We start from the raw sequence: 25,911 nt of genomic DNA, 5'->3' as shown, positions 1-25,911 counted from the left end.
ATGCCACTCCACACATCACCATCACCGACATAAGCGAGGGCGAACAGGGTCACCATCAGGCCCCCTGTGATGAGCCCGACCCCGTTGACCGTATCCGCCGGCGTAGATGGCCCCGAGCCCCCCAACCCCCCAGACCATGAGCCACAGCGCCGTGGTCTTATCGAGCTGGAACACCGCAGAAACCTGAAACAGGCTCTCCAGCGCGATGGCCCCGGTATAGAGCACGATCGGCAGCAGCGAGATGATATACATACCGAGAAAGAGCAGTGAGGTGATGATGAGCGTCTGTTTGTCAAAGCGCCGCTCCAGGTATTCGGGGATGGTGGAGATCCCGAGCTTGAGGTACTTCGGCAGAAAGAAGATGGCAAACAGCACTATGGTCATGGCGGCCATGACCTCCCAGGCCATCACGATGAAACCGGTTCGAAACGACAACCCGTTGAGCCCCACCAGGTGTTCGGTGGAGAGGTTCATCAACAGCATGGAGCTACCGATGTAGATACCGGTCATGGAGCGGCCGCCAAGGAAATACCCTTCGGCCGACTCCGTCAGGTGGGCATTGTGTGTCTTGTAGTAGGCAATGGCGGCCACCAGCAGGGTGAAACCGACAAAGGAAGCGAGAGCTAACATGGGTGTTCTCCGAATCTGCGTGATCATGAAACCGCCCCCGGCAGGAGGCGGCATAACGGGAACAACAGGAGGTGAGAATGGGCGTAACGCCTTGTTATGGTTCTTTTCTCACGAGATCACAGCGTGACTTCACGACCGCTGTGGAGCGATTCGATGGCCTTGTCGGCCAGATAGAGTGCCTGCATGCCGTCATGGCCGCTGCACTCGGGAGCGGCGCGGCCCGCCAGCACATCGACAAAATGTTGCCACTCGGCGCGGTAGGCCTGTGCATAGCGCTGCAAGAAGAAGTGCTCTGGCTTGGCGGCCACACACCCCTGCTCACCCCACCACTCGACCCCGCTCTCATGAAGGTTCTTGGCGATAAGCAGCCCCCTGGCGCCATGCAGCTCCATGCGCTGGTCGTAGCCGTAACCGGAGCGGCGGCTATTGCTGATGGTGGCCATGGCCCCGGAAGGGAACTTCATCACGACAAACGCGGTATCGATATCCCCCGCCTGGCCGATGGCCGGATCCACCAGATTGCTGCCCTGGGCGTAGAGGGAGACGGGCTCCTCACCCAGGATGAAGCGGGCCATGTCGAAGTCGTGAATGGTCATGTCGCGAAACATGCCTCCCGAAACCTGGAGGTATGTCACTGGCGGTGGCGCCGGATCCCGTGAGGTGATCACCAGAGACTCAGCCTTGCCAATCACGCCAGCGGTCAGTTGGTCGCGTACCCGGCGAAACTGGGGGTCATAGCGGCGGTTGAAGCCGATAAAAAGAGGCACCTTGCAGCGGGCCACCGTGGCCAGGCAGTCGCGTACGCGCGCCAGATCCAGATGCACCGGCTTTTCACAGAAGATAGGTTTGCCAGCCCTGGCCGCCAGCTCGATGAGATCGGCGTGGGTGTCGGTCGAGGAGGCGATCAGCACCCCGTTGACCTGGGGATCGGCCATGGCCTCTTCGGCACTTTGCACCTTGGCACCATACCGGGTCGCCAGCGCATCGGCTCCCTGTGGATCGATGACCGAGTAGAGGCAGCTCTCCTCATGCTCGGCAACATGGACCGCATGTACCTGGCCGATGCGACCGGCCCCGAACAGCGCGATGTTAAACATACCAACTCCTTGATACTGCGTATCTATCAGGTATTAGGGCGTCCGGTTGAAACGGTACGCCGGCGACTCCATCGCGGCCGAAGCGCCCGTCACCTCCTCTGAGCACTGCGGTCTGGATGAAACGAACATACCATTTGGAATTTTTGTTTCAATATGCAAATTAATGGATGTTTTGTTTTTGCAACCTAGTTAACACTTTCGCCACAAACGCCCTGAAGAGAGCAGGCTAGGTGAGATGCCAATCCGTTGTAGGTGGCGGCCAGGAGCGCAGAGGGGAGAAGAAATGAACAGATAAAAAAAAGGAGGCCAGCGCCTCCTCACGACCGAGCCTTCTGCCTCGCGTTAATAGGGGCGGGCGCGTGTCGCCAGCATAGTGCGGATGGCCGCAGAGGCCGCCTCGATCGCCGGTTTATCGGCGACCTCCGCCGTTCCCGTGTGCCACCATGCCCCATAGCCATGGGTCATGGTCTTGGGAAGCACCTTGATATCGATAAGCACTGGCCCCTCATCCTGACGAGCGCTTTGCAACGCCAGCACCAGCGAAGCCTCGTCGTGCACCCGGTAACTGCGACAGCCGTAACTCTCGGCATTCTTGGCAAAATCGACGCGGACAAGCGGGCCGGTGAGGCCACCGGTGAGGGGATCTCGATGCCGGCTCTCGGTGCAAAAACTTCCCATTCCCTGGCCCATCTGCAGATTGTTGATGCAGCCAAAACCGGCATTATCAAACAGCAGCACCACTATCTTGATCCCCTCCTGCACCGCCGTGTGCAGCTCGGTATGCAGCATGAGATAGGAGCCATCCCCGACAAAGGCATAAACCGGCTGCTCCGCTCTGGCGATCTTGGCGCCGATGGCGGCCGCTATCTCGTAACCCATGCAGGAGTAGCCATATTCCAAGTGATAGGTATCGGGCTGTCGTGGCCGCCACATGCGCTGTAGATCCCCAGGCAAGGAGCCGGCGGCCCCCACCACGATGGCATCGGACTCAAGGTATTGATCGAGCAGCCCCAGCACCCGGGTCTGGGTCAGGCGGCTCCCCAGCATGGCCATGTACTCCGGCAGCAGGTGATCCAGCTCGCCCCCTATCTCGGGAATAAATCCCTCCCCGACCCGGATGCCCGCCAACCGCTGCCACTCCATGTCCCACTCGGCGCGGGCCTGCGCTATCTCATCTTGATAGCCACTGTGGTAACCGCTGCGTCGCAGGGCCTGTGTCAGCGCCTCAAGCGCCACCTTGGCATCCGCAATCACCGCCACGGCATCCAGCTTGTGGGCATCAAAACCGGCCACATTGATCGTGAGCACACTCACCTCGGGGTGAGCGAACAGGGATTTGGAGGCGGTGGTGAAGTCGGTAAAGCGGGTGCCCACCCCGATGATCAGATCAGCCTCAGCGGCAAGGCGATTGGCCGCCAGACAGCCCGTGGTCCCCACCCCCCCGAGATTCAGAGGATGGTCGCTCTCAATGGCCCCCTTACCGGCCTGAGTCTCTGCAAACGGAATATTAAAACGCTCGGCAAAGTGGCGCAGCGCGGCGTGAGCCTCGCTGTAGCGAACCCCGCCTCCGCAGATCAATAGCGGCTTGCGCTTGCCTTCAATCAACCTGACCGCGTCAGCCAGCATGGCCGGTGTCGGTGGCCGCCGCTCGATGCGGTGCACCCGCCGCGCGAAGAAAGAGAGGGGGTAATCGTACGCCTCCCCCTGCACATCCTGTGGCAGGCAGAGGGTCACGGCACCGGTATCGGCGGGATCGGTCAACACCCGCATGGCATTGAGCATGGCGCTCATCAACTGCTCGGGGCGTACTATCCGATCCCAGTAACGGGAGACGGGGCGGAAGCAGTCGTTAGTGCTGAGAGTGGCATCGTGAAACTGCTCGACCTGCTGTAGCACGGGGTCGGGTTGCCGGCTGGCAAACAGATCCCCCGGCAGCAACAGCAGTGGCAGTCGATTGGCGGTGGCGGTGGCGGCCGCCGTCACCATGTTGGCGGCGCCAGGGCCGACCGACGAGGTGACGGCGCAGATGCGCTTACGCTTGTGCTGCTTGGTAAAGCCGAGGGCGATGTGAGCCATTCCCTGCTCACTGCATCCCTGATATACCACCAGCCCTGCGGGGTCTTGCTCCAACGCCTGGCCAAGACCCAGCACATTGCCATGCCCGAAGATGGTAAAGATGCCGTGGATGAACCTGTGCTCGACGCCATCTAGCGCCACATACTGTTGCTCGAGGAACTTCACCAACGCCTGGGCCATCGTCATTCTGATCCGCTGCATACACACTCCCTGCTCTCAACATGCCGTGCCCCCATCATGGGCCGAGGATCACATCATGGAGGTGATCGGCACGTTCGACGCCTTCACTTTACGGAATGAAAATTCCATTTAAAGATAAAATGAAAACAAAAGAGTGTTTTGTGATCGCCGTGACGAAATCGCGCTGTTTACTCCTCGCTCTTCTTGAAGGCCAGACTCACCGCCAGTGATTGCAGCAGGCAGAGCGTCGCCGCCTGGGAGCGAAACGCATCAACCTGCGCCTCCTTGATCACGAAGCAGACGTCGCTGAGCGAAGCCATGGGGCTGATCTGGCTGTCCGTCACGACAATCTGACGCGCCCCGACTTGAGCCGCTTTCTGACTCACAGTGACGGTCTCCTCGGCATAGGGGGAGAAGCTGATGGAGACCACCACATCGCGGCTTCCCATCAAGGCCAGCTGCTCGGCGAGCATGCCTCCCAACCCGTCGAGCAGCACGGTGCGACGTTCCAGATGGCTGAGTGCGTAACGCAGATAGACGGCCGCACTGAAGGAACGACGCGACCCCATCACATAGATGGTCTCGGCGTCAGCCAGCAGCTCCACAGCTTGACGCAGCTCGGCTTCCGGTGTGTGCAGCACCAACTGCTGCATCGACTGGGTGTTGGCCCGCACGAACTCCTGCAATATCTCGTGAGGCTGCTCGACCGAGGCGTCCCCTTCCATCTCACGAAACAGGCGGGCGCGTTCCGTGTAGCTGGCGGTCTCCTTGACCAGATCGAGACGAAAGATCTGTTTCATCTCGTTGAAGCCACTGAAACCAAAGGTACTGGCAAAGCGGATCAGGGTGGAAGGGGGAACTCCCGCCTCTTTGGCGATGGCGGCCACTGTCTGCATTGCCACTATATTCTTGTTATCAATCAGATACTTGGCAACTTGCTGCAAGCGCTTGCTTAGCTCGCCATAGCGGGTTCTGATCTGATCTTGCAACTCTGAAAGGTTTTTCGCAGCTGTCATTCTTCTCTCCAGCCGATGACGCATATCGGCACGCTTCCTCACCCGATAGCGCGACACAAAGTTCGGGCAAATCGCCGATCCGGTACAGGTGTTGAAATGGCTCTCGTTTATGGCCGCCATCGATGAAATGGCTATTCTTTCATAAACGATGAAACTGTAAACCATTTCGTCAGTAGTCAGCGTGACCCGGCCCACGCTAATCCCATCAGTCTCCCCCCTTTCGCTGCATTTCATCGCTGCTGGGGCGATCACAAAAAGAAACATAAATAACCAATAAAATACAAAATGAAATTAATATTTCACAACTTAACCCAATCCGTGATCACCCAACAAGCAAGAGAGAGGATGCATGAAGATAGTGCACAACTATATCGGCGGGACCATCTCCGCCAGTCACAGTGAACGCTGCGCCCCCGTCTACAACCCGGCACTCGGCACCCCGGTACGCCAGGTGATGCTAAGCACGGCAGACGAGGTGCGCCATGCGATAGGGGTGGCCCACGCCGCCTTTCCGGCCTGGTCACAACGCTCCCCTCTGCACCGGGCCCGCATCCTGTTTCGCTTTAAGGCGCTGCTTGAGGCCAAGCGTGATGCCCTGGCACGCATCATCAGCGAGGAGCACGGCAAGGTATTCTCCGATGCCCAGGGAGAAATAACCCGTGGTCTGGAGGTAGTGGAGTTTGCCTGCGGCATCCCGCACCTGCAAAAGGGGGAGCACTCCGCCAACGTGGGAACGGGGGTCGACAGCCACTCGCTCATGCAACCCCTCGGGGTCTGTGTCGGGATCACCCCGTTTAACTTCCCGGCCATGGTGCCCATGTGGATGTTCCCCATCGCCTTGGCCACCGGCAACACCTTCGTGCTCAAACCCTCGGAAAAAGACCCTTCACTGGCCCTAGAGCTGGCTCTTCTTCTCAAGAAGGCGGGGCTGCCGGACGGGGTTTTTAATGTGGTCAATGGAGATAAAGAGGCCGTGGACGTCCTCCTCACCGATGAACGGGTACAGGCGGTGAGCTTTGTCGGCTCCACCCCGATTGCCGAGTACATCTACGCGGTGGCATCGGCCCATGGCAAGCGCTGCCAGGCCCTAGGGGGGGCCAAAAATCACTGCATCGTGATGCCGGATGCCGACATGCCGATGAGCGTCTCGGCCATCATGGGGGCCGCATTTGGTGCCGCCGGAGAGCGCTGCATGGCCCTCTCTGTGGTGGTCGCCATCGGCGATGACGTGGCAGACAGCCTGATCGATGCCCTGACCACCCGCATCGGCAAGATGCGCGTAGGCCCCGGCCTCATGGAAGGCCCCGAGAACGACATGGGGCCCGTCATCTCGGCGCAGCACAAGGCCAAGATCCTCGATTACATCGCGCAGGGCCAAGAGCAGGGCGCCATCTTGTGCTTCGATGGCCGCGGGGTGAGCGTGCCCGGACATGAGCAAGGCTTTTTTATCGGCCCCACCCTGTTTGATCGGGTCACCCCAGAGATGAGCATCTATCAGGAGGAGATCTTCGGCCCAGTGCTCTGCGTGGTGCGCGCCCCCGATTACCGCACCGCACTCAGTCTCATCAACCGCCATCCATACGGTAACGGGGCCGCCATCTTCACCCGTGATGGGGAGAGCGCACGCCAGTTCGCTGAGCAGGTACAGGCCGGCATGGTGGGGATCAATGTGCCCATTCCGGTGCCCATGGCCTTTCACAGTTTTGGCGGCTGGAAGCGCTCTCTGTTCGGGCCACTCCATGTGCACGGCAACGACGGGGTGCGCTTCTATACGAAGATGAAAACCATCACCAGCCGCTGGCCGGCCAGCGGGCGCCTTGAGACCCACGCAGGCCAGTTTACGATGCCGACCATGTAAGCCAGCCGAAGCCTTAGCGGGAGAGCCCGGCGATGGTGGCGGCAACATGCTCGGCACCGCGCCGGATCTCCTCCATCACCTCGGCCACCTCACCAATCTGCTGCTGCCCCTGCCGGGCACGCTGGGCGGCAGCCTGCATCTGGTCGTTCACCTGGCTGGTCAGCGCCTGATTCTGCTGCACCACGCCGGCTATCTCGCTGGTGGAATAGGAGGTTCGGGCGGCCAGCTGGCGCACCTCGTCCGCCACCACCGCAAATCCCCTCCCCTGCTCACCGGCGCGGGCGGCCTCGATGGCGGCGTTAAGCGCCAGCAAGTTAGTCTGATCGGCGATGCTGCTGATGGTCGAGACGATCGCCTCGATGCTCTTGGCCTGCTCGCTGAGCCGCGCCATCAGGGTGCTGGCGCTCTCCATCTGGCTGACGATGCTGCCGGACGTCGACACCGCCCCCAGCAGCAGCTCGGCGCCACGTCCGGCCGACTGCTCGGTGACGATGGAGGTCTCGTGGGCCACCCCGGCCACCTCTTGCACCGCCTGCGCCTGCTTGATCCGCTCGGTGATGTCAGAGGCAAACTTCACCACCTTGACCACCCTGCCATCGGGGTCACGCACCGCGTTGTAGGTCGCCTCCAGCCAGATCTCACGCCCCTGTTTGTCAAAGCGCAGGAAGCGTCCGGACTGGAACTGCCCACTGCCCAACTCGGCCCAGAAGTGCGGGTTTTCCTGATAGAAACGCTCGTCGCAAAAGAGGCGGTGATGGCGCCCGGCGATCTCTTCAAGCCGATACCCCATGGTGTTGAGGAAGTTGTTGTTGGCGGTGATGATGTGGCCATCGGGCTGAAACTCGATGATGGCCATGGAGCGATCGAGCGCCGCAAACACCGACTGGAGAGTGATGAGCTGCGTATACATCGCCGTCACCTCAGAGGCGACCAGCACTATCTTCTCCACCCGCGCCTCTTCGCGCACCGGGAAATAGTTCGTCTCCAGCCACAGCTCCCGCCCCCCTTTGCCGAGGTGGCGGAAGATCCCCTGCTGGGGGCGGCCATTTGCCAATTGCATCCATAAATCACGATAACGTTGCATTTTGGTATCCGCCGGGTCACACAACAGGGTGTGGGGCTGCGCCACCAGCTCATGCCTGGCATACCCCACCAGTTGCAAAAACAGGGGGCTGGCTTCGAGACACACCCCGTCGGGGCTAAACTCGGCCATCGCCAGATGCTGGCGCAAGGCTTGGTCGAACGCCTCGATCCGGGCCAGACTCTGGCCAAGCCCGGCCAGCTCCTGCTTGAGTTTGGAGTTGAACATGGGGGGTCCTCGCACAATGAGAGTCACATTTTCCGGCCACATGGCCACTGCCGTCTGACGCACCTTCATCAGGCCTGATGATTCGCGCCAGGAGGGAGTGCGAGAAACGTGCCAGCGCACCAATGCAAAAGCCGCCCCGAAGGGCGGCTTTTATCACTGGCCTGACGCTTATCAGAACAGCAGCTTGTAGAGGATACCGGACATGGCGATGAGGCCAATCAGGGTAACGAAACCGTTGCTCAGGTTGCCGGCGTACTTGCGCATGGCCGGTACCTTGACGATGGCGTACATCGGCATCAGGAACAGCAGCATGGCGATGATCGGGCCGCCGAGATCTTCAATCATGCCGAGGATGCTCGGGTTGATGGTGGCGATGATCCAGGTGGTCAGGATCATGAAGACCGCGGTCACCTTGTTGAGCTGCTTAACGTCGACGCTCTTGCCCTTCTCGCGCAGCGCCTTGGCCATCAGACCGTTCATCCCTTCCTGGGCTCCCAGGTAGTGGCCGAGGAACGACTTGCTGATGGCAACCATGGCGATGAGCGGTGCCACGGTGGCGATCACCGGGTTGTCGAAGTGGTTAGCCAGGTAGGAGAGGATGGAGATGTTCTGCTCCTTGGCGGCCATCAGATCAGCCGGGGAGAGGCTCAGCACGCAGCTGAACACGAAGAACATCACGGTCAGCACCATCATGACGTGGGCGCCCAGCAGGATGCTGCTGCACTTCTTCTCAGCCTGCTCGCCGTAGCGACCCTTATTGTCCACCGCGAAGGAGGAGATGATGGGGGAGTGGTTAAAGGAGAACACCATCACCGGAATGGCCAGCCACAGGGTCTTCACGAAGTCACCGCTGAAGGCATCGGACAGGGCCGGGGCTTCGGTGATGATGGCGCCGTTCCAGTGCGGGATCAGGTAGAGCGCCAGCCCCATCAGGGTCAGCACGAACGGGAACACCAGCACGCTCATCACCTTGACGATGAACTGACCGCCGAGGCGAACGATCGCCATCAGGCCGAGGATCAGCACCAGGGAGAGGATGACACGCGGCGGCGGGGTCATGCCAAGCTGGTGCACCATCAGGCTCTCGACCGTGTTGGTGATGGCCACCGAGTACATCAGCAGGATCGGGTAGATGGCAAAGAAGTAGAGCAGGGTGATGAGCTTGCCGGCCGCCTTGCCGAAGTGCTCTTCTACCACCTCGGTGATGTCGCCATCACGGGTCGAGCCGGAGAGCACGAAACGGGTCAGCCCACGGTGGGCAAAGAAGGTGAGCGGCAGCGCCAGTACCAGCATCGCCATCAGCGGCCACAACCCACCGACACCGGCGTTGATCGGCAGAAACAGCACACCGGCTCCGATTGCGGTGCCATACAGACCCAGCATCCACACCAGGTCAACCTTTTGCCAGCGGCTCGCCTGAGAGACCTGCTGGGCTACGACGCCTTCGGCGGCAATATTCATGTCAGACATCTGTCATTCCTGTCGAAATTTATTGTGTGTGACCGGGGGCTGCATTCGCATCCTGATTGCGATAACGCCCTTCCTTGTGCTGTCTGCCACAATGCCGCTGTGCCGGCGGCCTCTACCCGGAATCCAGGATGTACCCCTGCGCATTCAACATGTCGTTAACGCGCTCACCCTGTGCAAGGACGACTCTAGTCAAACGCCCCCATCAATCACAGTGTTTTTTGAAGTTTTCAACGAAAGTTTGATTTCCGTCTGTTTTTGACGTGTGGGGATCACACAAAAAATCGCCATTAGCTACAAAACATAAACAATATTTGATTAATTTTGAGTGCCACCCCTCTTTTTGTTAACAAAATGTGATTTCAATGCCGTAAACGACAGCGGGGTGGCCCATGCCACCCCGCTTTTGTTATCAGGTTGTATTAGTTGAGCCGTTGCGCCCGGTGTCTCACCACAGGTGCGGCCAGCGCCTCTTGCGCCGCCACCAGTTGCAGCTCATACGCCCCTGCCTGCCAGGTCGCCTTGAGCACCGCATCGACCGAGGCGTTGGTTCGCTCGAAGGCGGCCACCGGATCATGACCGACCAACAGGTTGGCCAGCATCATGGCACTGAGCAGATCCCCCACCCCGACCGGCTGCAACGCAAAATCATAGAGCGGACGCTCGATGTGGAAAAACCCCTCGCGGCAGGCCAGCAGCATCTCGAAACGCTCCGGATGCTGCGCCGCCCGCCCCAGATGCTTGACCAGCACCATCTGCACCCCGCGGCTGAGCAGCTGATCGCAGGCGCCGCGCACCCCGGCCAGATCCTCGATATGGCGCCCGGTGAGGGTCTCAAGTTCCAGCAGATTGGGGGCCACGATGTCGGCCACCGGCAGTGCCTGCTCGCTCAGAAACTCGCTCACGCCGGTGGCGACGATGCACCCCTTCTCCGGGTGGCCCATGACCGGATCGCAGAAGTAGAGCGCAGCCGGATTGGCCGCCTTGATCCGCCTCACGGCGGCGAGGATCTCATCGCCCTGGGCCGCCGAGCCGAGGTAACCGCTGAGCACCGCATCACACTGACCCAGCACCTCGATCCCGGCCATCCCCTCCACCAACTCGCTGATGTGGCCTGCCGGCATCGCCATGCCGCGCCAGCCCTGACGATATTGCGTGTGGTTAGAGAACTGCACCGTGTTGACAGGCCACACCTCCAGCCCCAGGCGGCGCATCGGAAAGACGGCGGCGCTGTTGCCAGCACAGCCGAATACCACGTGGGACTGGATAGAGAGAATGCGTTTCATAAGGTCACCGTTGGAGTTGAAAACGACAAAACGGGCATCCCTGCCCGTTTTTTATCATTGCGTCTTAACGCAGTACTTTCACCGTGTAGCTGCCATCAGCCTGACGGTAGAGACCGTGGATATCGGTCTCGAAACCGGGGTAATGGGCGCCAATGTCGCAGAGCATCTGCAGGAAGTCCAGTACCGGACGCGACGCATCGGTCACCACCTCACCCGGCAGTACCAGCGGCACTCCCGGCGGATAGGGCAGGATCATGTTGGCGCTGACGCGGCCCACCATCTGCTGCAACGGCACCTCTTCCACGTTACCGGCCAGCTCTTGCTGCCAGGCGGCGTGCGGGGTCATCTTCATCTCGGGCAGTACGTCGAAGGCCTTGAACATCAACTCCGGCAGGCGGTACTTGATGGTCAGCTCGTGGATGGCCTGGGCCAGCTCCTGGATGCGCATGCCTTCATAGAAGTGCGGGGCCTCGTTGTAAAGGGCCGGCAGCATCTTCTTGATGCTCAGGTTGAGGTCATAGGCACGCTTGAACTCGGTCAGGGCGCGCAGCAGCTGCATCGCCTTGGACTGATCGATACCGATGGAGAAGAGGAACAGCAGGTTGTAGGGGCCGGTCTTCTCAACCACGATGCCGCGCTCGTCCAGGAACTTGGAGACCAGCGAAGCCGGAATGCCGCTGCCGAGCAGCTGGCCGTCGCTCCCCATCCCCGGGGTGAGCAGGGTCACCTTGATGGGGTCGAGGTACATGTGGTTGTCATCGATGTCCTTGAAACCGTGCCACGCATCCTTGGGATCGAGCTTCCAGCACTCGACGCTATCGATGTTGTCCGGCTGCCACACGTCGAAGAACCACCCTTCGCTCTGCTCGCGCAGGTACTTGATCTCTTTACGAAACGAGATAGCACGATCGATGGAGTCCTTGATCAGACGCTTGCCGGTGTTGCCGCGCATCATGGCCGCCGCGATCTCGGTGGAGGCAACGATGCCGTATTGCGGCGAGGTGGAGGTGTGCATCATGAAGGCTTCGTTGAAGGTCTCCTCCTCCACCTCCCCCTTGATGTGGATCATCGAGCCCTGGGAGAAGGCCGCCAGCAGCTTGTGGGTGGATTGGGTCTCATAGACCACCTTGCCCGGAATGGCGTCGCCGCTCATGCCGCACTTGCCCTCATAGATGGGGCTGAAGTTGGTGTAAGGCACCCAGGCGCTGTCGAAGTGGATGAAGGGGGTCTCCAGGTTCTCCTTGATAAAGCCGGTGTTGTAGAGCAGGCCGTCATAGGTGGAGTTGGTGATCACTGCGTAGCGCGGCATCTTGGCGCCTGGGGTCGCCGCAACCTTGGCATGGATGGTCTCGGGCAAGAACTCGCTTTGCGGAATACCGCCGAGGATGCCGTAAGCGTTGCGGGTCGGGCGGAAATAGATCGGGGTCACGTCGCTCATCATCATCAGGTGGGTGAGCGATTTGTGGCAGTTGCGATCCACCAGCACAGTGCTGCCGGCCGGCGCCGAGAACATGCCGACGATCTTGTTGGCCGTCGAGGTGCCGTTGGTGACGATGTAGGAGCGATCGGCGTTGAAGGTGCGCGCGATGTACTCTTCGGCCTCCTTGTGCGGGCCGGAGTGATCGAGCAGCGAGCCCAGCTCCGGCATGGAGATGGAGACGTCCGCCTTGAAGGCGTTGGGGCCGTAGAAGTCATAGAAGATGCTACCGGCCGGGCTCATCTGGAAGGCAGTGCCCCCCATGTGACCCGGGGTGCAGAAGGTGTACTTGCCCTCTTCCACGTACTTGAACAGCGCCTTGGTGAACGGAGGCAGGATAGTATCCTGATAGTCCTGGGTCGCCTGACCCATCTTGAGGGCGATGTCGTCGGCCATGCCGAGACGGTACTCGAAGAAGTGCACGTTGAGGCGCAGGTCGGCCAGGTGGATATCGAGAGTCGACTGATCGTTGGCGAAGGCGAAGATCGGCAGCTTTTCGTTGCGATCGTGGATCTCTTTACACAGACCGAGGGAGTACTTGTCCCAGTCGAAGATGACACCGGTCACGCGCGGGTTCTTCTCGATGAGCTTCAGCAGATCTTGTACGTCGACCGGATAGACCACCTGAAACCCCTTGCTCTCAAGGGAAGCCTGCAACTGATGGATCGGCTCTTCTTTGAAGAAGACCCCCAGGTGGTTGAGGATGGCGATGATATTCATAGAACACTCCACGTGTAAGGGGGCGCTCCCCCTGTGATTCAGGGTGAGTGGGAGCGCCGCTGCGGAAGGAAAGGGGAAATCAGGCCGAGGCGTGACTGGTTTGCTGGGCGTCGTGCTGACGCAGGCCAAGTTTCTTGGCGTAGAACATGAGGATGACCAGGGAGACCACAAAGGTCGCGGTCAGGTTGGAGCCCTTGGCCCCCACCAGGGCAATCAGGCAGAAGACACAGGCCACCCCGGAGAAGAGCATGACGCCGGCACTGCGGGAGGTCATTCCCTCGAAGCGAATGAGGTTAATGCTGGAGTAGAAGTAGGGCAGCATGGTCAGCAGCACCGCATCTGTGGTCAGCACGTTGAACAGATCGGCCGCGTGGGCAGACTGGGCGGTGAAGGCGGTCAGCACCACCATCAGCGCCGTCATCTTGAGCGAGGCCAGCACCAGCCCCTTCTTGGCGACGCCGTTCTTGTCCACTTCCCCATAGATTTTCGGGAAGTTGCCATCATGGGCGGCGCGCTTGCCGGCTTCGCCCACCAACATCATCCAGGAGCCGAGCGAGGTGAAGCAGGCCAGGGCGGTGAAGGCAGAGACAAACGGTGCTGACCACTCCCCGAAGATCGCCGCCGCCGCCATGGCGAACGGGGCCCCGGAGGCAGCCACATCGGCCGCTGGGAACATGCCGCTGATCACCTGGGTCGAGAGGATGTAGATGACACCGGCCATGGCAGTACCGAGCATGGTGGCGATCGGTACGGTGCGCTTGGGGTTCTTGACCATGCCGGAGGAGACCGCCGCCGATTCGACCCCGACGAAAGACCACAGGCAGATCAGCACGGCGCTGATGACGGCGTGGATGTCGTTGCTGCCAGAGGTGTTCCAGTTCTGGTTGTAGAGGGCGCCGTCGAAGTGGCCCCAGCCGATCAGGGCGGTACCGATCACCGGGATCAGGATCAGCACCAGGCCTAAGGTGGTCAAACGGCTCACCCAGCTGCCGCCGAGCAAGTTGACAAAGGTGAACACCCAGACCGCAACGATGGTGGCAACGGCGGCCGGGATCGGATCATTGAGGATCGGGAAAAACACCGACAGGTAGGAGACCCCGGTGATGGCAATGGCCAGATTGCCGATCCAGTTAGCGTGGTAATAGAGCACACCTGTCTGGAAACCGAACACGGGAGAGATCTCACCGGCATAAGCGATAGGACCACCATCCTGAGGGTTCTTGGTGGCCAGGCGGGCGAACACGAAGGCCAGGCCCATCGCCCCGAACAGGCAGATGACCCAACTGAACACCGAGATTGAACCTATCGTGGCCAGCGCACTGGGAAGCAGCGCGATGCCGCTGCCCATCATGTTACCGGCCACTACGCCCGTACAGGCGATGAGGCCAATCTTCTTCGTATCTGACATAAGAACGACTCCGAAAACCTTGGGGGCGCATCGCTGCGCCGCGTGACCTGGCGGACATCCCGCCGGGCAGTGGTTGCAGAGTAGGGAGAAGGGGGCTTAAAGACATCAAGAAGGGCTCAGGGATAAAAACATTAGCCCTGCGCCGGTAAAACGTTGTGCATCAGTCATTAAAAAAAACATAAAGATGTTTATTTTCATGGTGTTAAAAGAGGCTACCGCCTACTGCCATGATATTTTCATGATGTCATCAGCCCCTCCTGATAAGCCGGTTTTCGCTCGCCACGGTGCGCGCAAGGCATGTAGCGCGCCGGCGCACACGTGAGAAAAAAGAGGGCGGCAAGCGGCTGGTCTCGCTCAGTCAGAGCGGATGGGAACGGGAGGAAGTAAATGGTCACTGACACGCGACGAGCCAGTCACCAAGCGGGGTGATGATGGCAAAAGAGGGGGCGAGCGCGCCATCGGCCCCCGGCGCACGCGTACGCCGGGAGCCTGCACTCAAAGTGCTTAGAAGAGCTTGACCTCGCTCGGGGTCATGCTGTGGTAGAGATAGGGAGCCAGGGTTTCGAGATGGCTGTCAAAGCCAAGGTGGGCGCAGAGCCGGAAGGTCTGCTCGCTCGCCTCCATCAGGAAGGCCTCGGCATAGGCGTCGCCCGCCATCTCGGCATGCCCCTCCAGCTCGGCCAGCTTGCCGGAGAGGATGTGATAGAGCACGCTCTGGCCATGCTGGGCCGCCTGGGCCAGATCCTGGCGAGACTGGGAGAGATCCCCCTCCAGCAAGGCCTGCAGGGCCAGCGCCTCCCAAACCCTGGAGGCGACCCCGTGGTTCAGTCCCTCGGCTTGGCCGCGCAGGCGCTGACCGCTCTCCGCCAGCGGCGTCCCCTCCTCCTTGCCGCCCAGCGCCAGGTTCACCATGCCGGCCAAGTAGCGCTCGGCCAGCAGCAGGGCGTTATCCGGCTCATCTTGCAACGCCCGATCGAGCAGCCCGAGGCCATGGCGCTGGCTCTCGAGCTGATTGCTGTTGATGTAGTAATAAGCCTCCATCATGGCCACCAGCGCCCCTTCGTCGCTCGGCCACTCCTGGCCGGGCTCGCTGTGTTCACTGCCCAGCGCCCGCAGCAGATCACGGCTGCTGGCCGCCAGCGCCGCCCCGACATGCTGCTGACCGAGCTGATACTGTTGGCTCAACATCACCCGCCCGGCGCCGTGGTTGCGGTACTCCAGATCGAGATAGGTGCCGCCGCTCTGGCGAGCCACCCGGATGCTGACTTCACGCCCAGGCTGGATGCCGCCGGTCAATCCCGCCTCATCCAGCTGCACCCGCAGCGGGGTCGCCGCCGTCACCTCACGCATCAGGGCGCGGGTGATACCGTCGGCCAGCCGCCCCTCCCGCTCACTGCCCTCGCCCCCATGCAGGCGAAACACCACCAGCTCGGGGTCGAGCACACTCTGCACATGGGGCTTGGACTGCTGCCAGGTGAGCGTGCTCACCAGCGCCACCAGCACCAGCACCACGAAGAGATCGAAGCTGAGCAGGCGCAGACGACCGCCACGGCGATTGGCCTGGTTGGCGCGCAGCGAGAGGGAGCGGGTCAAGGGGCCGGCGGGGAAAGGGGTCTCAATGGGCGCGGCCTCCTCCGGCAAACTCTCCTCCGCCGTGGTGAGCCCCTGCACCTCGACCTCCTCCAGCTCGCTCACCGGCGCCACCAGCTTGTAGCCCCGCTTGGGCACGGTGGCGATATAGTCCACCGGGTTGGTATCCCCATCTTTGAGGATCTTGCGCAGCTCGAAGATGGACTGGGTCACCACCTGATCGGTCACCACCGCCCCCTCCCACACCGACTCGATCAGTTCGTCACGACCGAAGACGGTATTGGGGTTGTCCGCCAGGAAGCGCAGCAGATTCGCCAGGCGCGGCTCGAGCGAGACCTCGCGATCCTGACGGTAGAGCTTGTTTTCATCAACGCGGAGGACCCAGTCATGGATCCGGTAAAAGGGTAATACCATGGCCAATACATCTGCGATTTAAGGAGGGTGGGAAGTGCGATTGACGAGGAGGGGTGATGCCCTGCTCGCGCCATCATGACGACGGTGTCGCGTTGGCATCCATGCGACGATCTTTGCTTTATACCAAACTTTATTCAAAAACTTAGGGGTGATTCAAACTTATCGTCAAATTAATGCGCTAAATATTGATCTAGCCCAACTTAACACCCGTGGCGGAGCGCCGGCGACCCCTGATAAATAAAAAAGCCCCCGCCATGGGCAGGGGCTTTGACCTCAAGGGTTTAGCAGTAACCGTAACTCATCAGACGCTGGTAACGCTGCTCCAACAACTGCTCGTTATCCAGTGGCCGCAGGGCATCGAGATCCTGCTTGATGCGGCTCTTGAGGCTCTTGGCCATCTTCTCCACATCGCGGTGGGCGCCGCCAAGCGGCTCGCTGACGATGTGATCGATGAGCTTGAGCTCCTTGAGGCGCTGGGCCGTGATCCCCATCGCCTCGGCGGCGACGGTGGCCTTGTCGGCACTCTTCCACAAAATAGAGGCGCACCCTTCCGGTGAGATCACCGAATAGGTGGAGTACTGCAACATGTTGACGCGATCGCCCACGCCGATGGCCAGGGCGCCGCCGGAGCCGCCTTCACCGATCACGGTGCAGACCACAGGCACGGTCAGGCCGGCCATCTCCTTGAGGTTGCGGGCAATCGCCTCGGACTGGCCACGCTCCTCGGCGCCCACGCCGGGGTAAGCGCCCGGGGTGTCGATGAAGGTGATGATCGGCATCTTGAAACGTTCGGCCATCTTCATCAGGCGCAGGGCCTTGCGATACCCCTCGGGGCGCGGCATGCCGAAGTTGCGCTTGATCTTCTCCTTGGTCTCACGCCCCTTCTGATGGCCGATGACCATCACAGGCTCGCCGTCGAGACGGGCGATACCGCCCACGATGGCCTTGTCATCGGCATAGGCGCGATCACCGGCCAGCTCGTCGAACTCGGTGAAGATGTGCTCGATGTAGTCGAGGGTGTAGGGACGCTGGGGATGGCGTGCCATCTGGGATACTTGCCAGGCCCCCAGGTCAGCGAAGATCTTCTTGGTCAGCTCTTCGTTTTTCTTCTCCAGCCGACGGATATCCTCATTCAGATCAACGGCATTGTTGTGCTCGCTTACGTGCTTGAGTTCATCGATCTGCGCCTGCAGCTCGGCGATCGGCTGTTCAAAATCCAGAAAAAGACTCATAGGGCCTAGAACCTCTATTCAAAAACCAATTCCACCCGGTCCCGCCCCAGCAGGACTCTCAGGTCATCCATCAGTTGGTCGGTGGGGGTCACCCGCCACTCGGTACCGAGCGTCAATCGTCCCCGAACACCGGGGCGACGGTAGTGTACCTGAACCGGACAGACTCCGGCACGGGCAGGCTCCAAAATCTCGGTAAAACGCTGGAAAAAGCGCTCATCGATCCGGGTTTCATCGATGTAAATACGAATGCCGCGGGCAAACCGCTCCCGCGCCTCATCGATGTCCAGCACTTCGCGGGCCGACATTTTAAGGCCACCGGAGAAGTCATCAAAGCTGACCTGTCCCGACACCACCAAAATGCGGTCCTTCTCGAGCAGCGCCTCGTAGCGCTCCAGCGCCTCACTAAACAGGGTGACATCGAGGCGTCCGGATCTGTCGTCCAGGGTCATGATGCCCATCTTGTTGCCGCGCTTGGTGATGATGGTGCGGGCCGCGATCACCAGACCGGCCGCCGTGGTCACCTTGTCCCGGTCGGTCGGATGCAGGTCACACAAGCGGCCCGAGGTGTAACGGCGCAGCTCACCGCTGTACTGGTTGATGGGGTGACCGGTCAGGTAGAGACCCAGGGTCTCGCGCTCCCCTTCCAGCCACACCTTGTCCGGCCAGTGCGGCACGTTGGCGAACGCCTTCTTGACGTCGTCGATCTCCTCGGTGAGCACGCCGAACATGTCGACCTGACCCATCGCCTGGGCCTTGGCGTGCTGATCGGCGGCGCGCATCGCCTCCTCAAGGGTCGCCATCAGGGCCGCACGGTGCGGCCCGAGTCGATCCATGGCGCCGGAGAGGATCAGTTTTTCCATCACCCGCTTGTTGAGCTTCTTGATGTCGACCCGGTTGCAAAAATCGAACAGATCGCGGAACGGGCCATCTTGGTCGCGCGCCTCGAGGATCGCCTCGATGGGGCCTTCCCCCACCCCCTTCACCGCACCGATGCCATAGACGATGTGACCGTCGTCATTGACGCTGAAGCGATAACGGCCGGTGTTGACGTCCGGCGGTATCACGGTGAGCCCCATGCGGTTGCACTCGTCCACCAGGGTCACGATCTTGTCGGTGTTATCCATATCGGCGGTCATCACCGCCGCCATGAACTCGGCCGGGAAGTGGGCCTTGAGCCACAGGGTCTGGTAGGAGACCAGCGCATAGGCGGCAGAGTGCGACTTGTTAAAGCCGTAACCGGCGAACTTCTCCACCAGATCGAAGATCTTCATCGCCAGCTCGCCATCGACCCCGTTCTTGACGGCGCCCTCCTCGAAACCGGCGCGCTGCTTGGCCATCTCCTCGGGTTTCTTCTTACCCATGGCCCGGCGCAGCATGTCCGCCCCGCCCAGCGTATAGCCCGCCAGGGTCTGGGCTATCTGCATCACCTGCTCCTGATAGAGGATGATGCCGTAGGTGGGCTCAAGGATGGGTTTTAGGCTCTCGTGCTGCCAGGTGGCGTCCGGGTAGGAGATGGCCTCATTGCCGTGCTTACGGTCGATGAAGTTATCCACCATGCCCGACTGGAGCGGGCCCGGACGGAACAGGGCCACCAGGGCGATCATGTCTTCAAAGCAGTCCGGTTGCAGCCGCTTGATGAGATCCTTCATGCCGCGCGATTCCAGCTGGAACACCGCAGTGGTCTCAAAGCGCTTGAGCATGGCAAACGACGGGGCATCGTCGAGCGGAATGGCGGCGATGTCGACCAGTGGCCGCCCCTCGCGCGCCATGCGCGGGTTGATCATCCCGAGCGCCCAATCGATGATGGTCAGGGTACGCAAGCCCAGGAAGTCAAACTTCACCAGACCGGCGTACTCCACGTCGTTCTTGTCGAACTGGGTCACCGGGTGGTGCCCCTCGTCATCGCAATAGAGCGGCGCGAAGTCAGTGATCTTGGTCGGCGCGATCACCACGCCGCCGGCGTGTTTGCCGGCGTTGCGCACCACCCCTTCTAGGCGGCGCGCCATGTCGATGAGATCCTTGACCTCTTCGTCCTGCTCATAGAGCTCGGGCAACTTGGGCTCGGCCTCAAACGCCTTGGCCAGCGTCATGCCCGGATCGGGCGGAATGAGCTTGGAGATGCGATCGACAAAGCCATAGGGGTGCCCCAGCACCCTTCCTACGTCCCGCACCACCGCCTTGGCCGCCATGCTGCCGAAGGTGATGATCTGTGACACCGCATCGCGGCCATACATGTCGGCCACGTGCTCGATCACCTGATCGCGCCGATCCATGCAGAAGTCGACGTCGAAGTCGGGCATCGAGACCCGTTCGGGGTTAAGGAAGCGTTCGAACAGCAGATCGAATTCAAGGGGATCGAGATCGGTGATCTTGAGGGCGTAGGCCACGAGCGACCCCGCCCCTGAGCCCCGTCCCGGCCCGACCGGGATGCCGTTGTCCTTGGACCACTGGATAAACTCCATCACGATGAGGAAGTAGCCAGGGAAGCCCATCTGGTTGATCACCTTGAGCTCGATCTCGAGGCGCTCGTCATACTCGCCGCGCTTGGCCGCCCGCACGGCCGGATCGGGGAACAGGAAGGCGAGCCGGTCCTCCAACCCCTCTTTGGATTTCATCACCAGAAAATCTTCGGTGGTCATCTCTCCGGTCGGGAAGTTGGGCAGGAAGTATTCGCCCAGACGCACCGTGACGTTACAGCGCTTGGCGATCTCCACCGTGTTCTCGAGCGCCTCGGGAATGTCGGCAAACAGCTCCAGCATCTCCTGCTGGCTCTTGAAGTACTGCTGCTTGCTGTAGCGCCGTGGCCGGCGCTTGTCGTCCAGGGTGTAGCCATCGTGGATGGCCACCCGGATCTCGTGGGCGTCGAAGTCCTCTTCGGAGAGGAACACCACCTCGTTGGTGGCCACCACCGGCAGCGCAAATTCGCCTGCCAGCTCCACCGCCATGTGCAGGTAGGCCTCCTCATCGCTGCGCTCAGTGCGCTGCAACTCGAGGTAGTAGGCGTCGGGAAAGTACTGCTGGTAGAAGGCGAGGCACTGCTCGGTCATCATGCGATTGCCCTTGAGCAGGAACTTGCCCACGTCCCCCTCGCGCGCACCCGAGAGCACGATCACCCCCTTGGCATGCTCGCCGAGCCAGGCCTTGTCGATGACCGGGTGCCCTTGCACGTGGCCACGCAGATAGCCACGCGAGATGAGCATGGTGATGTTCTGGTAACCGTCGTTATCCATGGCGAGCAGGGTGAGGCGAAACTGCTCGTCGCCGAGCTCCTCGCTCTGCACCCAGAAATCGGCGCCGACCAGGGGCTTGATCCCCTTGCCGTGGGCCGTGCCGTAAAAGCGCACCAGACCGCACATGTTCATCTGATCGGTCAGGGCCAGTGCCGCCATGTTGTCGGCTGCCGCCGCGCTGACCAGGGGGCCGACTTTCTGCAGGCCATCGACCATGGAGAAATCGGAGTGGACGCGCAGGTGTACGAAACGAGGTTCTGCCATGGGGTTACTCCAGTCCCAAGGCGCGGCGCACCGGCTTGAAGCTCTGACGATACTCGGGCAGCGGGCCACGGCTGGCCAAAACGGCGAGGTGCTCCGCCGTCGGGTAGCCCTTGTGACGGGCAAAACCGTACTCGGGGTGGCGGGCATCCAGCTCGGTCATCTCGCCGTCGCGGGTCACCTTGGCCAGGATCGAGGCGGCGCTGATGGCAGGCACCAGGCTATCACCCTTGACCACGGCGCGCGCCTTCATCGGTAAGTCAGGGCAGCGGTTGCCGTCGATGAAGACCAGCTCGGGGGGGATGGCGAGCCCCGCCACGGCGCGCTGCATCGCCAGCATGGTGGCGTGCAGGATATTGAGATCGTCGATCTCTGCCGGACTAGCCCGGCCGATGGCATACGCCAGCGCCTTCTCTTTGATCTCGTCAAACAGGGCCAGCCGCTTCTTCTCGGAGAGCTTCTTGGAGTCATTGAGCCCGGCGATGGGGCGGCGCGGGTCGAGGATCACCGCGGCGGTGACCACGTCCCCCACCAGGGGGCCGCGACCCACCTCATCCACGCCGGCGACGATCAGGTTGCTCGGGATCTCGATGGTCATGGTTCTACCTTGAGAGAGGGCGCAGCCTGCGCTGCGCCAGAGATTATCGGGCGATCAACGCCAGTACCGCCTCGGCGGCCTGACGATCGGCATTACAACGGATCTGGCGGTGCAGCTCGGTGAAGGTGGCGATGAGCGCGCGGTTGTCGTGCTCGAAGAACTTGCTCACCTCCTCCACCAGATTCTCGGGCGTGCATTCGTGCTGAATGAGCTCGGGCACCAGCATGCAACCGGCGAGCAGGTTCGGCAGCGAAACAAACTCGGTCTTCACCAAGCGCTGGGCCAGCCAGTAGCTGAACGGCTTGAGCTTGTAGCCCACCACCATCGGCTTTTTCACTAGCATGGCCTCGAGCGCGGCGGTGCCGGAGGCGAGCATCACCACATCGGCGGCGATCATCGCCTCACGTCCCTGCCCTTCCAGCAGCACCATGTCGAGATCCGGCGCCACCTCGGCCTTGATGGCCATGAACTGCTCGCGGCGCCGCTCATTGACCAGCGGCACGATGAAGCCGAGATCCGGATAGCGCACCGTCAGGCGCTTGCACGCCTCGAGAAACAGGGGCGACATGAAGCCCACCTCGGCACTGCGACTGCCGGGCAGCACCGCCAGCCAGCGCCGCGTCGGATCGATGCCGAGCGCGGCGCGCACCGGGGCTTGCTCCGGCGCCAGCGGAATGTCATCCGCCATGGTGTGGCCGACGAAGCGGCAGGGGGCATCGAAGCGGTCGTAGAAGGCCTTCTCGAACGGCAGGAAGGCGAGCACCATGTCGGTGGCGGCCTTGATCTTGTGGATGCGGCCCTGACGCCAGGCCCACACCGAGGGGCTGACATAGTGGACCGTCTTGATCCCGGCGCGGCGCAGTTTGAGCTCCACACCGATGTTGAAATCGGGGGCATCCACACCGACGAAAATATCGGGCGGATTATCGATAAAATGGCGCAGCAGCTGACGACGAACGGAGAGGATGCGCGGCAGACGGCCCAGCACTTCGCTGATCCCCATCACCGCCAACTCTTCCATCTCAAACAGCGCCTTGACCCCAAGCGCCTGCATGCGCGGCCCGGCGATCCCTTCGAACTGGGCATCCGGGTAGCGCTGCAGAAGCTCGCGTACCAGGCCGGCCGCGAGGATGTCGCCGGAGACTTCTCCGGCGACGATGCCAATGCGGATCGGCTTAGGCACGGATGATCCCGCGCTCGTTGGCCTTGAGGAAATCCACATAGAGCTGGACGGCCGGCTCGGCCTTGGCCATCTCTTCGAGCACCGGTAGCACCTCTTCGATGGTCTTGCCGGAGCGGTAGATCTCCTTGTAGGCGCGCTTGACCGCCACTATGGCCTCACTGCTGTAACCACGGCGACGCAGCCCTTCGGAGTTGACCCCGAACGGCTTGGCATAGTTGCCGGCGGCCATCACGTAGGGCGGCACATCCTTGTTGAGGGCGGCGCAGCCACCGACGAAGGCGTGGGAGCCGACCCGGCCGAACTGGTGGATGGCAGAGAGGCCGCCGAAGATCACGAAATCCCCGATGTGGACGTGACCGGCCAGGGTGGCGTTGTTGGCAAAGATACAGTTGTCACCGATGACGCAGTCATGGGCCACATGCACGTTGACCATGAACAGGTTGCCGCTGCCGACCTTGGTCAGGCTCTGATCCTGGGCGGTACCACGGTGGATGGTGCAGTTCTCGCGGATGACGTTGTTGTCACCGATCTCGAGGTAGGTGCGCTCACCGGCGTACTTCTTGTCCTGGCAATCCTCACCGATGGAGGTGTGCTGGAAGATCTTGTTGCCGCGACCAATCTTGGTCGGGCCCTTGATCACCACATGGGAACCGACCCAGGTGTGGTCACCGATCGTCACCTCGGCGCCGATGACGGAAAAGGGGCCGATCTCTACCCCTTTGCCGATCACGGCAGACTCATGGACGATGGCGGTGTCGTGAATGATGGCAGTCTGGTCAGTCACAGTTAAATCTCGCGTTTGGCGCACATCAACTCGGCAGTACAGACCACTTCACCGTCGACGGTGGCGACGCCGGTGAACTTGGCAATACCGCGCCGCTCCTTCAGGAACTCCACATCCAGCACCAGTTGATCACCGGGGCCGACGGGGCGCTTGAAGCGGGCGTTATCGATGGACGCAAAGTAGTAAAGCTCGTTCGGGGAGGGCTTGCCCACCATGGTGAAGGCCAGGATGCCGGTGGCCTGGGCCATGGCTTCGAGGATCAGCACCCCGGGGAACACCGGCTTGGCCGGGAAGTGTCCCTGAAAGATGGGCTCGTTGAACGAGATGTTCTTGATGGCACGCAGGGTCTTGCGCTCTTCGCTGATCACGTAGTCTTCCACGCGATCGATCATCAGGAACGGATAACGGTGCGGCAACAGCCCCATGATTTCCTGGATATCCAGGCGTTTCGCTTCTTGTGTCAAAGGAGTAACCCTATACCAATCGTTTATTGTTCGTCGCTCAGCTTCTTTTCGAGCTTGCTGATCCGTTTGTGCATCTCCTCGATACGCAATACCCGGGCGGCGGTCTTGCGCCACTCTTTGTTGGTTTGCAGGGGGATGCCGGAGGAGTAAATACCGGGCTCGGTGATCGGTCGCATCACCATGGCCATGCCGGTCACGGTGGCCTGATCGCAGATCTCCATGTGCCCGTTGAAGACAGATGCGCCGCCAATGATACAGTATTTGCCGACCTTGAGACTACCGGCCATCACGGTCGACCCCGCCACGGCGGTGCCGTAGCCGATCTCGACGTTGTGGGCGATCTGGCACTGGTTGTCGATGATGACGTTGTCGGCGATGCGGGTGTCTTCCAGCGCACCCCGGTCGATGGTGGTGCAGGCACCGATCTCGACCCGGTTACCGATGGTGACGCCGCCGAGCTGGGGGATCTTGATCCACTCGCCACGCTCGTTGGCATAACCGAAACCATCGGCCCCGATCACTGTGCCGGATTGAACCAGACAGTCGGTGCCCATGGTCACATTGTGATAGAGGGTGACGTTGGCCCACAGGCGGGAGCGGTCACCCAACTTGCTGTGCTTGCCGACAAAGCAGCCCGGGCCGATGCGGACATCGTCGCCCAGCACCACGCCGGACTCGATGACCGCATTGGCACCGATGGCAACCCTCTCGCCCAGTTTCACGTCAGCCGCGATGACGGCGCTCGGATGAATGTCCTGCGCCGGTTGCGGCGTGGTGTCCAGCAGCTGGGCCACGCGGGCAAAACCGACATAAGGGTCCTTCAGCACCAGGGCATTGGTGGGGCAGAACGGCAAGTCGGCCTCGGTGATGAGCACCGAGGCGGCCTGAGTCTGCTCCAGGTAATGCCGATACTTCTTGTTAGACAGGAAGGAGATCTCCCCCTCCCCGGCCTTTTCCAGTGTCGCTACCTTGCGAATTTCCAGGTTACCGTCACCGTGGACCTGGGCCCCCAGACGCTGGGCCAACTGTTCGAGAGTGAATGCCATTGAATCAGATGCTCTTACTTGCCGACTTTGGAGATAACCTGGGAGGTGATGTCCATCTTGCTGGAGGAGTACGGAGTCGCGTTGTTCTCCAGGATCAGGTCATAACCACCGTCACGGGCGATTTGGTCGATGGCGCTCTTGACCTGCTTGAGGATCTTGGCGCGCTCTTCGCCTTGGCGACGGGCGTTATCCTGCTCGAAGGATTGACGCTTCTGGTTGAACTCCATCTGCAGCTTGGCCAGCTTCTCCTGGTTTTGCTTCTTCTGGTCCTTGCTCATGAAGGCTTCGTCCTTCTGGAACTTCTCGACCAGCTTCTGACCTTCTTGCTCCAGCTTTTGCAGCTCGCGCACGCGCGGTTCGAACTCACGCTTGAGCTGGGCAGAGACCTGCTCGCGCTGCGGCAGACGCTGGAACACTTGCTCCATGTCAACCACGCCGATCTTGGTGTCGGCCATGGCGGAACCCATGCCGGCGGTCATCAGGGCCAGGGTCAAACCAGCAACTTTCACTACTTTCTTCACACTAACTCCTCGTCCCTATATCTGTTTAGGGTGACTGACAAACCACTAAGGGGCGGCATGACCG

Annotated in this window: 19 protein-coding genes; 1 reads left to right on the top strand and 18 read right to left on the bottom strand. The window is 61.0% G+C overall.

Annotated features, from left to right (window positions below; genetic code table 11):
• Positions 1 to 21: 21 nt before the first annotated feature.
• The 4 genes from BN1134_RS14720 to BN1134_RS14705 all read right to left on the bottom strand — a co-directional run bounded on the left by BN1134_RS14720 (position 22) and on the right by BN1134_RS14705 (position 4,999).
• Entirely contained in the window at positions 22 to 630 is a 609-nt protein-coding gene (locus BN1134_RS14720; protein WP_198133196.1) for a sodium:solute symporter family transporter, read from the bottom strand.
• 116 nt (positions 631 to 746) lie between these two features.
• Positions 747 to 1,727: an inositol 2-dehydrogenase gene (iolG, locus tag BN1134_RS14715; protein ID WP_042048139.1), complete on the bottom strand. Its 981-nt coding sequence runs from the start codon at positions 1,725 to 1,727 to the stop codon at positions 747 to 749.
• 342 nt (positions 1,728 to 2,069) lie between these two features.
• Positions 2,070 to 4,004 carry a 3D-(3,5/4)-trihydroxycyclohexane-1,2-dione acylhydrolase (decyclizing) gene (gene iolD, locus BN1134_RS14710; RefSeq protein WP_042048138.1) on the bottom strand — a complete coding sequence of 645 codons (1,935 nt, stop codon included), beginning with the start codon at positions 4,002 to 4,004 and terminating at the stop codon, positions 2,070 to 2,072.
• Between the two features lie 167 nt (positions 4,005 to 4,171).
• Positions 4,172 to 4,999: a MurR/RpiR family transcriptional regulator gene (locus BN1134_RS14705; RefSeq protein WP_042048137.1), complete on the bottom strand. Its 828-nt coding sequence runs from the start codon at positions 4,997 to 4,999 to the stop codon at positions 4,172 to 4,174.
• A gap of 349 nt (positions 5,000 to 5,348) precedes the next feature.
• Between BN1134_RS14705 and BN1134_RS14700 the strand changes: the two genes are divergently transcribed.
• Positions 5,349 to 6,857: a CoA-acylating methylmalonate-semialdehyde dehydrogenase gene (locus tag BN1134_RS14700; RefSeq protein WP_042048136.1), complete on the top strand. Its 1,509-nt coding sequence runs from the start codon at positions 5,349 to 5,351 to the stop codon at positions 6,855 to 6,857.
• A gap of 13 nt (positions 6,858 to 6,870) precedes the next feature.
• Here BN1134_RS14700 and BN1134_RS20310 read toward each other — a convergent pair whose 3' ends face one another.
• From BN1134_RS20310 to BN1134_RS14630, 14 genes are all read right to left on the bottom strand, one after another.
• A complete protein-coding gene (locus tag BN1134_RS20310; RefSeq protein ID WP_042048135.1) occupies positions 6,871 to 8,166 on the bottom strand; it encodes a methyl-accepting chemotaxis protein in 1,296 nt (431 codons plus the stop codon).
• Between the two features lie 171 nt (positions 8,167 to 8,337).
• Positions 8,338 to 9,636 (bottom strand): HAAAP family serine/threonine permease, encoded by a 1,299-nt coding sequence (locus BN1134_RS14690; RefSeq protein ID WP_042048134.1) that lies wholly within the window; start codon positions 9,634 to 9,636, stop codon positions 8,338 to 8,340.
• Positions 9,637 to 10,055: 419 nt separating this feature from the next.
• Positions 10,056 to 10,919, bottom strand: a complete 864-nt coding sequence (pdxY, locus tag BN1134_RS14685) for a pyridoxal kinase PdxY (RefSeq protein WP_042048133.1) — start codon at positions 10,917 to 10,919, stop codon at positions 10,056 to 10,058.
• Positions 10,920 to 10,983: 64 nt separating this feature from the next.
• Positions 10,984 to 13,116 carry a lysine decarboxylase gene (cadA, locus tag BN1134_RS14680; protein ID WP_042048132.1) on the bottom strand — a complete coding sequence of 711 codons (2,133 nt, stop codon included), beginning with the start codon at positions 13,114 to 13,116 and terminating at the stop codon, positions 10,984 to 10,986.
• A 79-nt stretch (positions 13,117 to 13,195) separates the two neighbouring features.
• Positions 13,196 to 14,524, bottom strand: a complete 1,329-nt coding sequence (gene cadB, locus BN1134_RS14675) for a cadaverine/lysine antiporter (RefSeq protein WP_042048131.1) — start codon at positions 14,522 to 14,524, stop codon at positions 13,196 to 13,198.
• A gap of 504 nt (positions 14,525 to 15,028) precedes the next feature.
• Positions 15,029 to 16,528: a lysine decarboxylation/transport transcriptional activator CadC gene (gene cadC, locus BN1134_RS14670; protein WP_042048130.1), complete on the bottom strand. Its 1,500-nt coding sequence runs from the start codon at positions 16,526 to 16,528 to the stop codon at positions 15,029 to 15,031.
• A 281-nt stretch (positions 16,529 to 16,809) separates the two neighbouring features.
• Positions 16,810 to 17,760 (bottom strand): acetyl-CoA carboxylase carboxyl transferase subunit alpha, encoded by a 951-nt coding sequence (gene accA / locus BN1134_RS14665; RefSeq protein ID WP_042048129.1) that lies wholly within the window; start codon positions 17,758 to 17,760, stop codon positions 16,810 to 16,812.
• Positions 17,761 to 17,774: 14 nt separating this feature from the next.
• Entirely contained in the window at positions 17,775 to 21,254 is a 3,480-nt protein-coding gene (dnaE, locus tag BN1134_RS14660; RefSeq protein ID WP_042048126.1) for a DNA polymerase III subunit alpha, read from the bottom strand.
• 4 nt (positions 21,255 to 21,258) lie between these two features.
• On the bottom strand, positions 21,259 to 21,849 hold the full coding sequence (rnhB, locus tag BN1134_RS14655) for a ribonuclease HII (protein WP_042048124.1): 591 nt from the start codon (positions 21,847 to 21,849) through the stop codon (positions 21,259 to 21,261).
• Positions 21,850 to 21,892: 43 nt separating this feature from the next.
• On the bottom strand, positions 21,893 to 23,032 hold the full coding sequence (lpxB, locus tag BN1134_RS14650; protein WP_042048123.1) for a lipid-A-disaccharide synthase: 1,140 nt from the start codon (positions 23,030 to 23,032) through the stop codon (positions 21,893 to 21,895).
• Positions 23,025 to 23,816: an acyl-ACP--UDP-N-acetylglucosamine O-acyltransferase gene (gene lpxA, locus BN1134_RS14645; protein WP_084214820.1), complete on the bottom strand. Its 792-nt coding sequence runs from the start codon at positions 23,814 to 23,816 to the stop codon at positions 23,025 to 23,027. The genes lpxB and lpxA overlap by 8 nt, the downstream gene beginning before the upstream one ends.
• Before the next feature lie 2 nt (positions 23,817 to 23,818).
• Positions 23,819 to 24,280, bottom strand: a complete 462-nt coding sequence (gene fabZ, locus BN1134_RS14640; RefSeq protein ID WP_042048122.1) for a 3-hydroxyacyl-ACP dehydratase FabZ — start codon at positions 24,278 to 24,280, stop codon at positions 23,819 to 23,821.
• Positions 24,281 to 24,303: 23 nt separating this feature from the next.
• Positions 24,304 to 25,326, bottom strand: coding sequence for a UDP-3-O-(3-hydroxymyristoyl)glucosamine N-acyltransferase (lpxD, locus tag BN1134_RS14635; protein WP_042048121.1), 1,023 nt, complete (start codon positions 25,324 to 25,326; stop codon positions 24,304 to 24,306).
• Between the two features lie 14 nt (positions 25,327 to 25,340).
• On the bottom strand, positions 25,341 to 25,847 hold the full coding sequence (locus BN1134_RS14630; RefSeq protein WP_042048120.1) for an OmpH/Skp family outer membrane protein: 507 nt from the start codon (positions 25,845 to 25,847) through the stop codon (positions 25,341 to 25,343).
• Positions 25,848 to 25,911: the final 64 nt, after the last annotated feature.

This window comes from Aeromonas simiae (assembly GCF_000820125.1).
Classification (GTDB): domain Bacteria; phylum Pseudomonadota; class Gammaproteobacteria; order Enterobacterales; family Aeromonadaceae; genus Aeromonas; species Aeromonas simiae.
This window is presented reverse-complemented; position numbering and strand designations above follow the sequence as displayed.

What these genes read in the sequence shown, in the direction of transcription:
- iolG (WP_042048139.1), bottom strand. Translation starts at nt 1,727, where the DNA reads ATGTTTAACATCGCGCTGTTCGGGGCCGGTCGCATCGGCCAGGTACAT.
- BN1134_RS20310 (WP_042048135.1), bottom strand. Translation starts at nt 8,166, where the DNA reads ATGTTCAACTCCAAACTCAAGCAGGAGCTGGCCGGGCTTGGCCAGAGT.
- accA (WP_042048129.1), bottom strand. Translation starts at nt 17,760, where the DNA reads ATGAGTCTTTTTCTGGATTTTGAACAGCCGATCGCCGAGCTGCAGGCG.
- cadB (WP_042048131.1), bottom strand. Translation starts at nt 14,524, where the DNA reads ATGTCAGATACGAAGAAGATTGGCCTCATCGCCTGTACGGGCGTAGTG.
- cadA (WP_042048132.1), bottom strand. Translation starts at nt 13,116, where the DNA reads ATGAATATCATCGCCATCCTCAACCACCTGGGGGTCTTCTTCAAAGAA.
- pdxY (WP_042048133.1), bottom strand. Translation starts at nt 10,919, where the DNA reads ATGAAACGCATTCTCTCTATCCAGTCCCACGTGGTATTCGGCTGTGCT.
- cadC (WP_042048130.1), bottom strand. Translation starts at nt 16,528, where the DNA reads ATGGTATTACCCTTTTACCGGATCCATGACTGGGTCCTCCGCGTTGAT.
- rnhB (WP_042048124.1), bottom strand. Translation starts at nt 21,849, where the DNA reads ATGACCATCGAGATCCCGAGCAACCTGATCGTCGCCGGCGTGGATGAG.
- BN1134_RS14720 (WP_198133196.1), bottom strand. Translation starts at nt 630, where the DNA reads ATGTTAGCTCTCGCTTCCTTTGTCGGTTTCACCCTGCTGGTGGCCGCC.
- dnaE (WP_042048126.1), bottom strand. Translation starts at nt 21,254, where the DNA reads ATGGCAGAACCTCGTTTCGTACACCTGCGCGTCCACTCCGATTTCTCC.
- BN1134_RS14705 (WP_042048137.1), bottom strand. Translation starts at nt 4,999, where the DNA reads ATGACAGCTGCGAAAAACCTTTCAGAGTTGCAAGATCAGATCAGAACC.
- iolD (WP_042048138.1), bottom strand. Translation starts at nt 4,004, where the DNA reads ATGCAGCGGATCAGAATGACGATGGCCCAGGCGTTGGTGAAGTTCCTC.
- lpxD (WP_042048121.1), bottom strand. Translation starts at nt 25,326, where the DNA reads ATGGCATTCACTCTCGAACAGTTGGCCCAGCGTCTGGGGGCCCAGGTC.
- BN1134_RS14690 (WP_042048134.1), bottom strand. Translation starts at nt 9,636, where the DNA reads ATGTCTGACATGAATATTGCCGCCGAAGGCGTCGTAGCCCAGCAGGTC.
- BN1134_RS14700 (WP_042048136.1), top strand. Translation starts at nt 5,349, where the DNA reads ATGAAGATAGTGCACAACTATATCGGCGGGACCATCTCCGCCAGTCAC.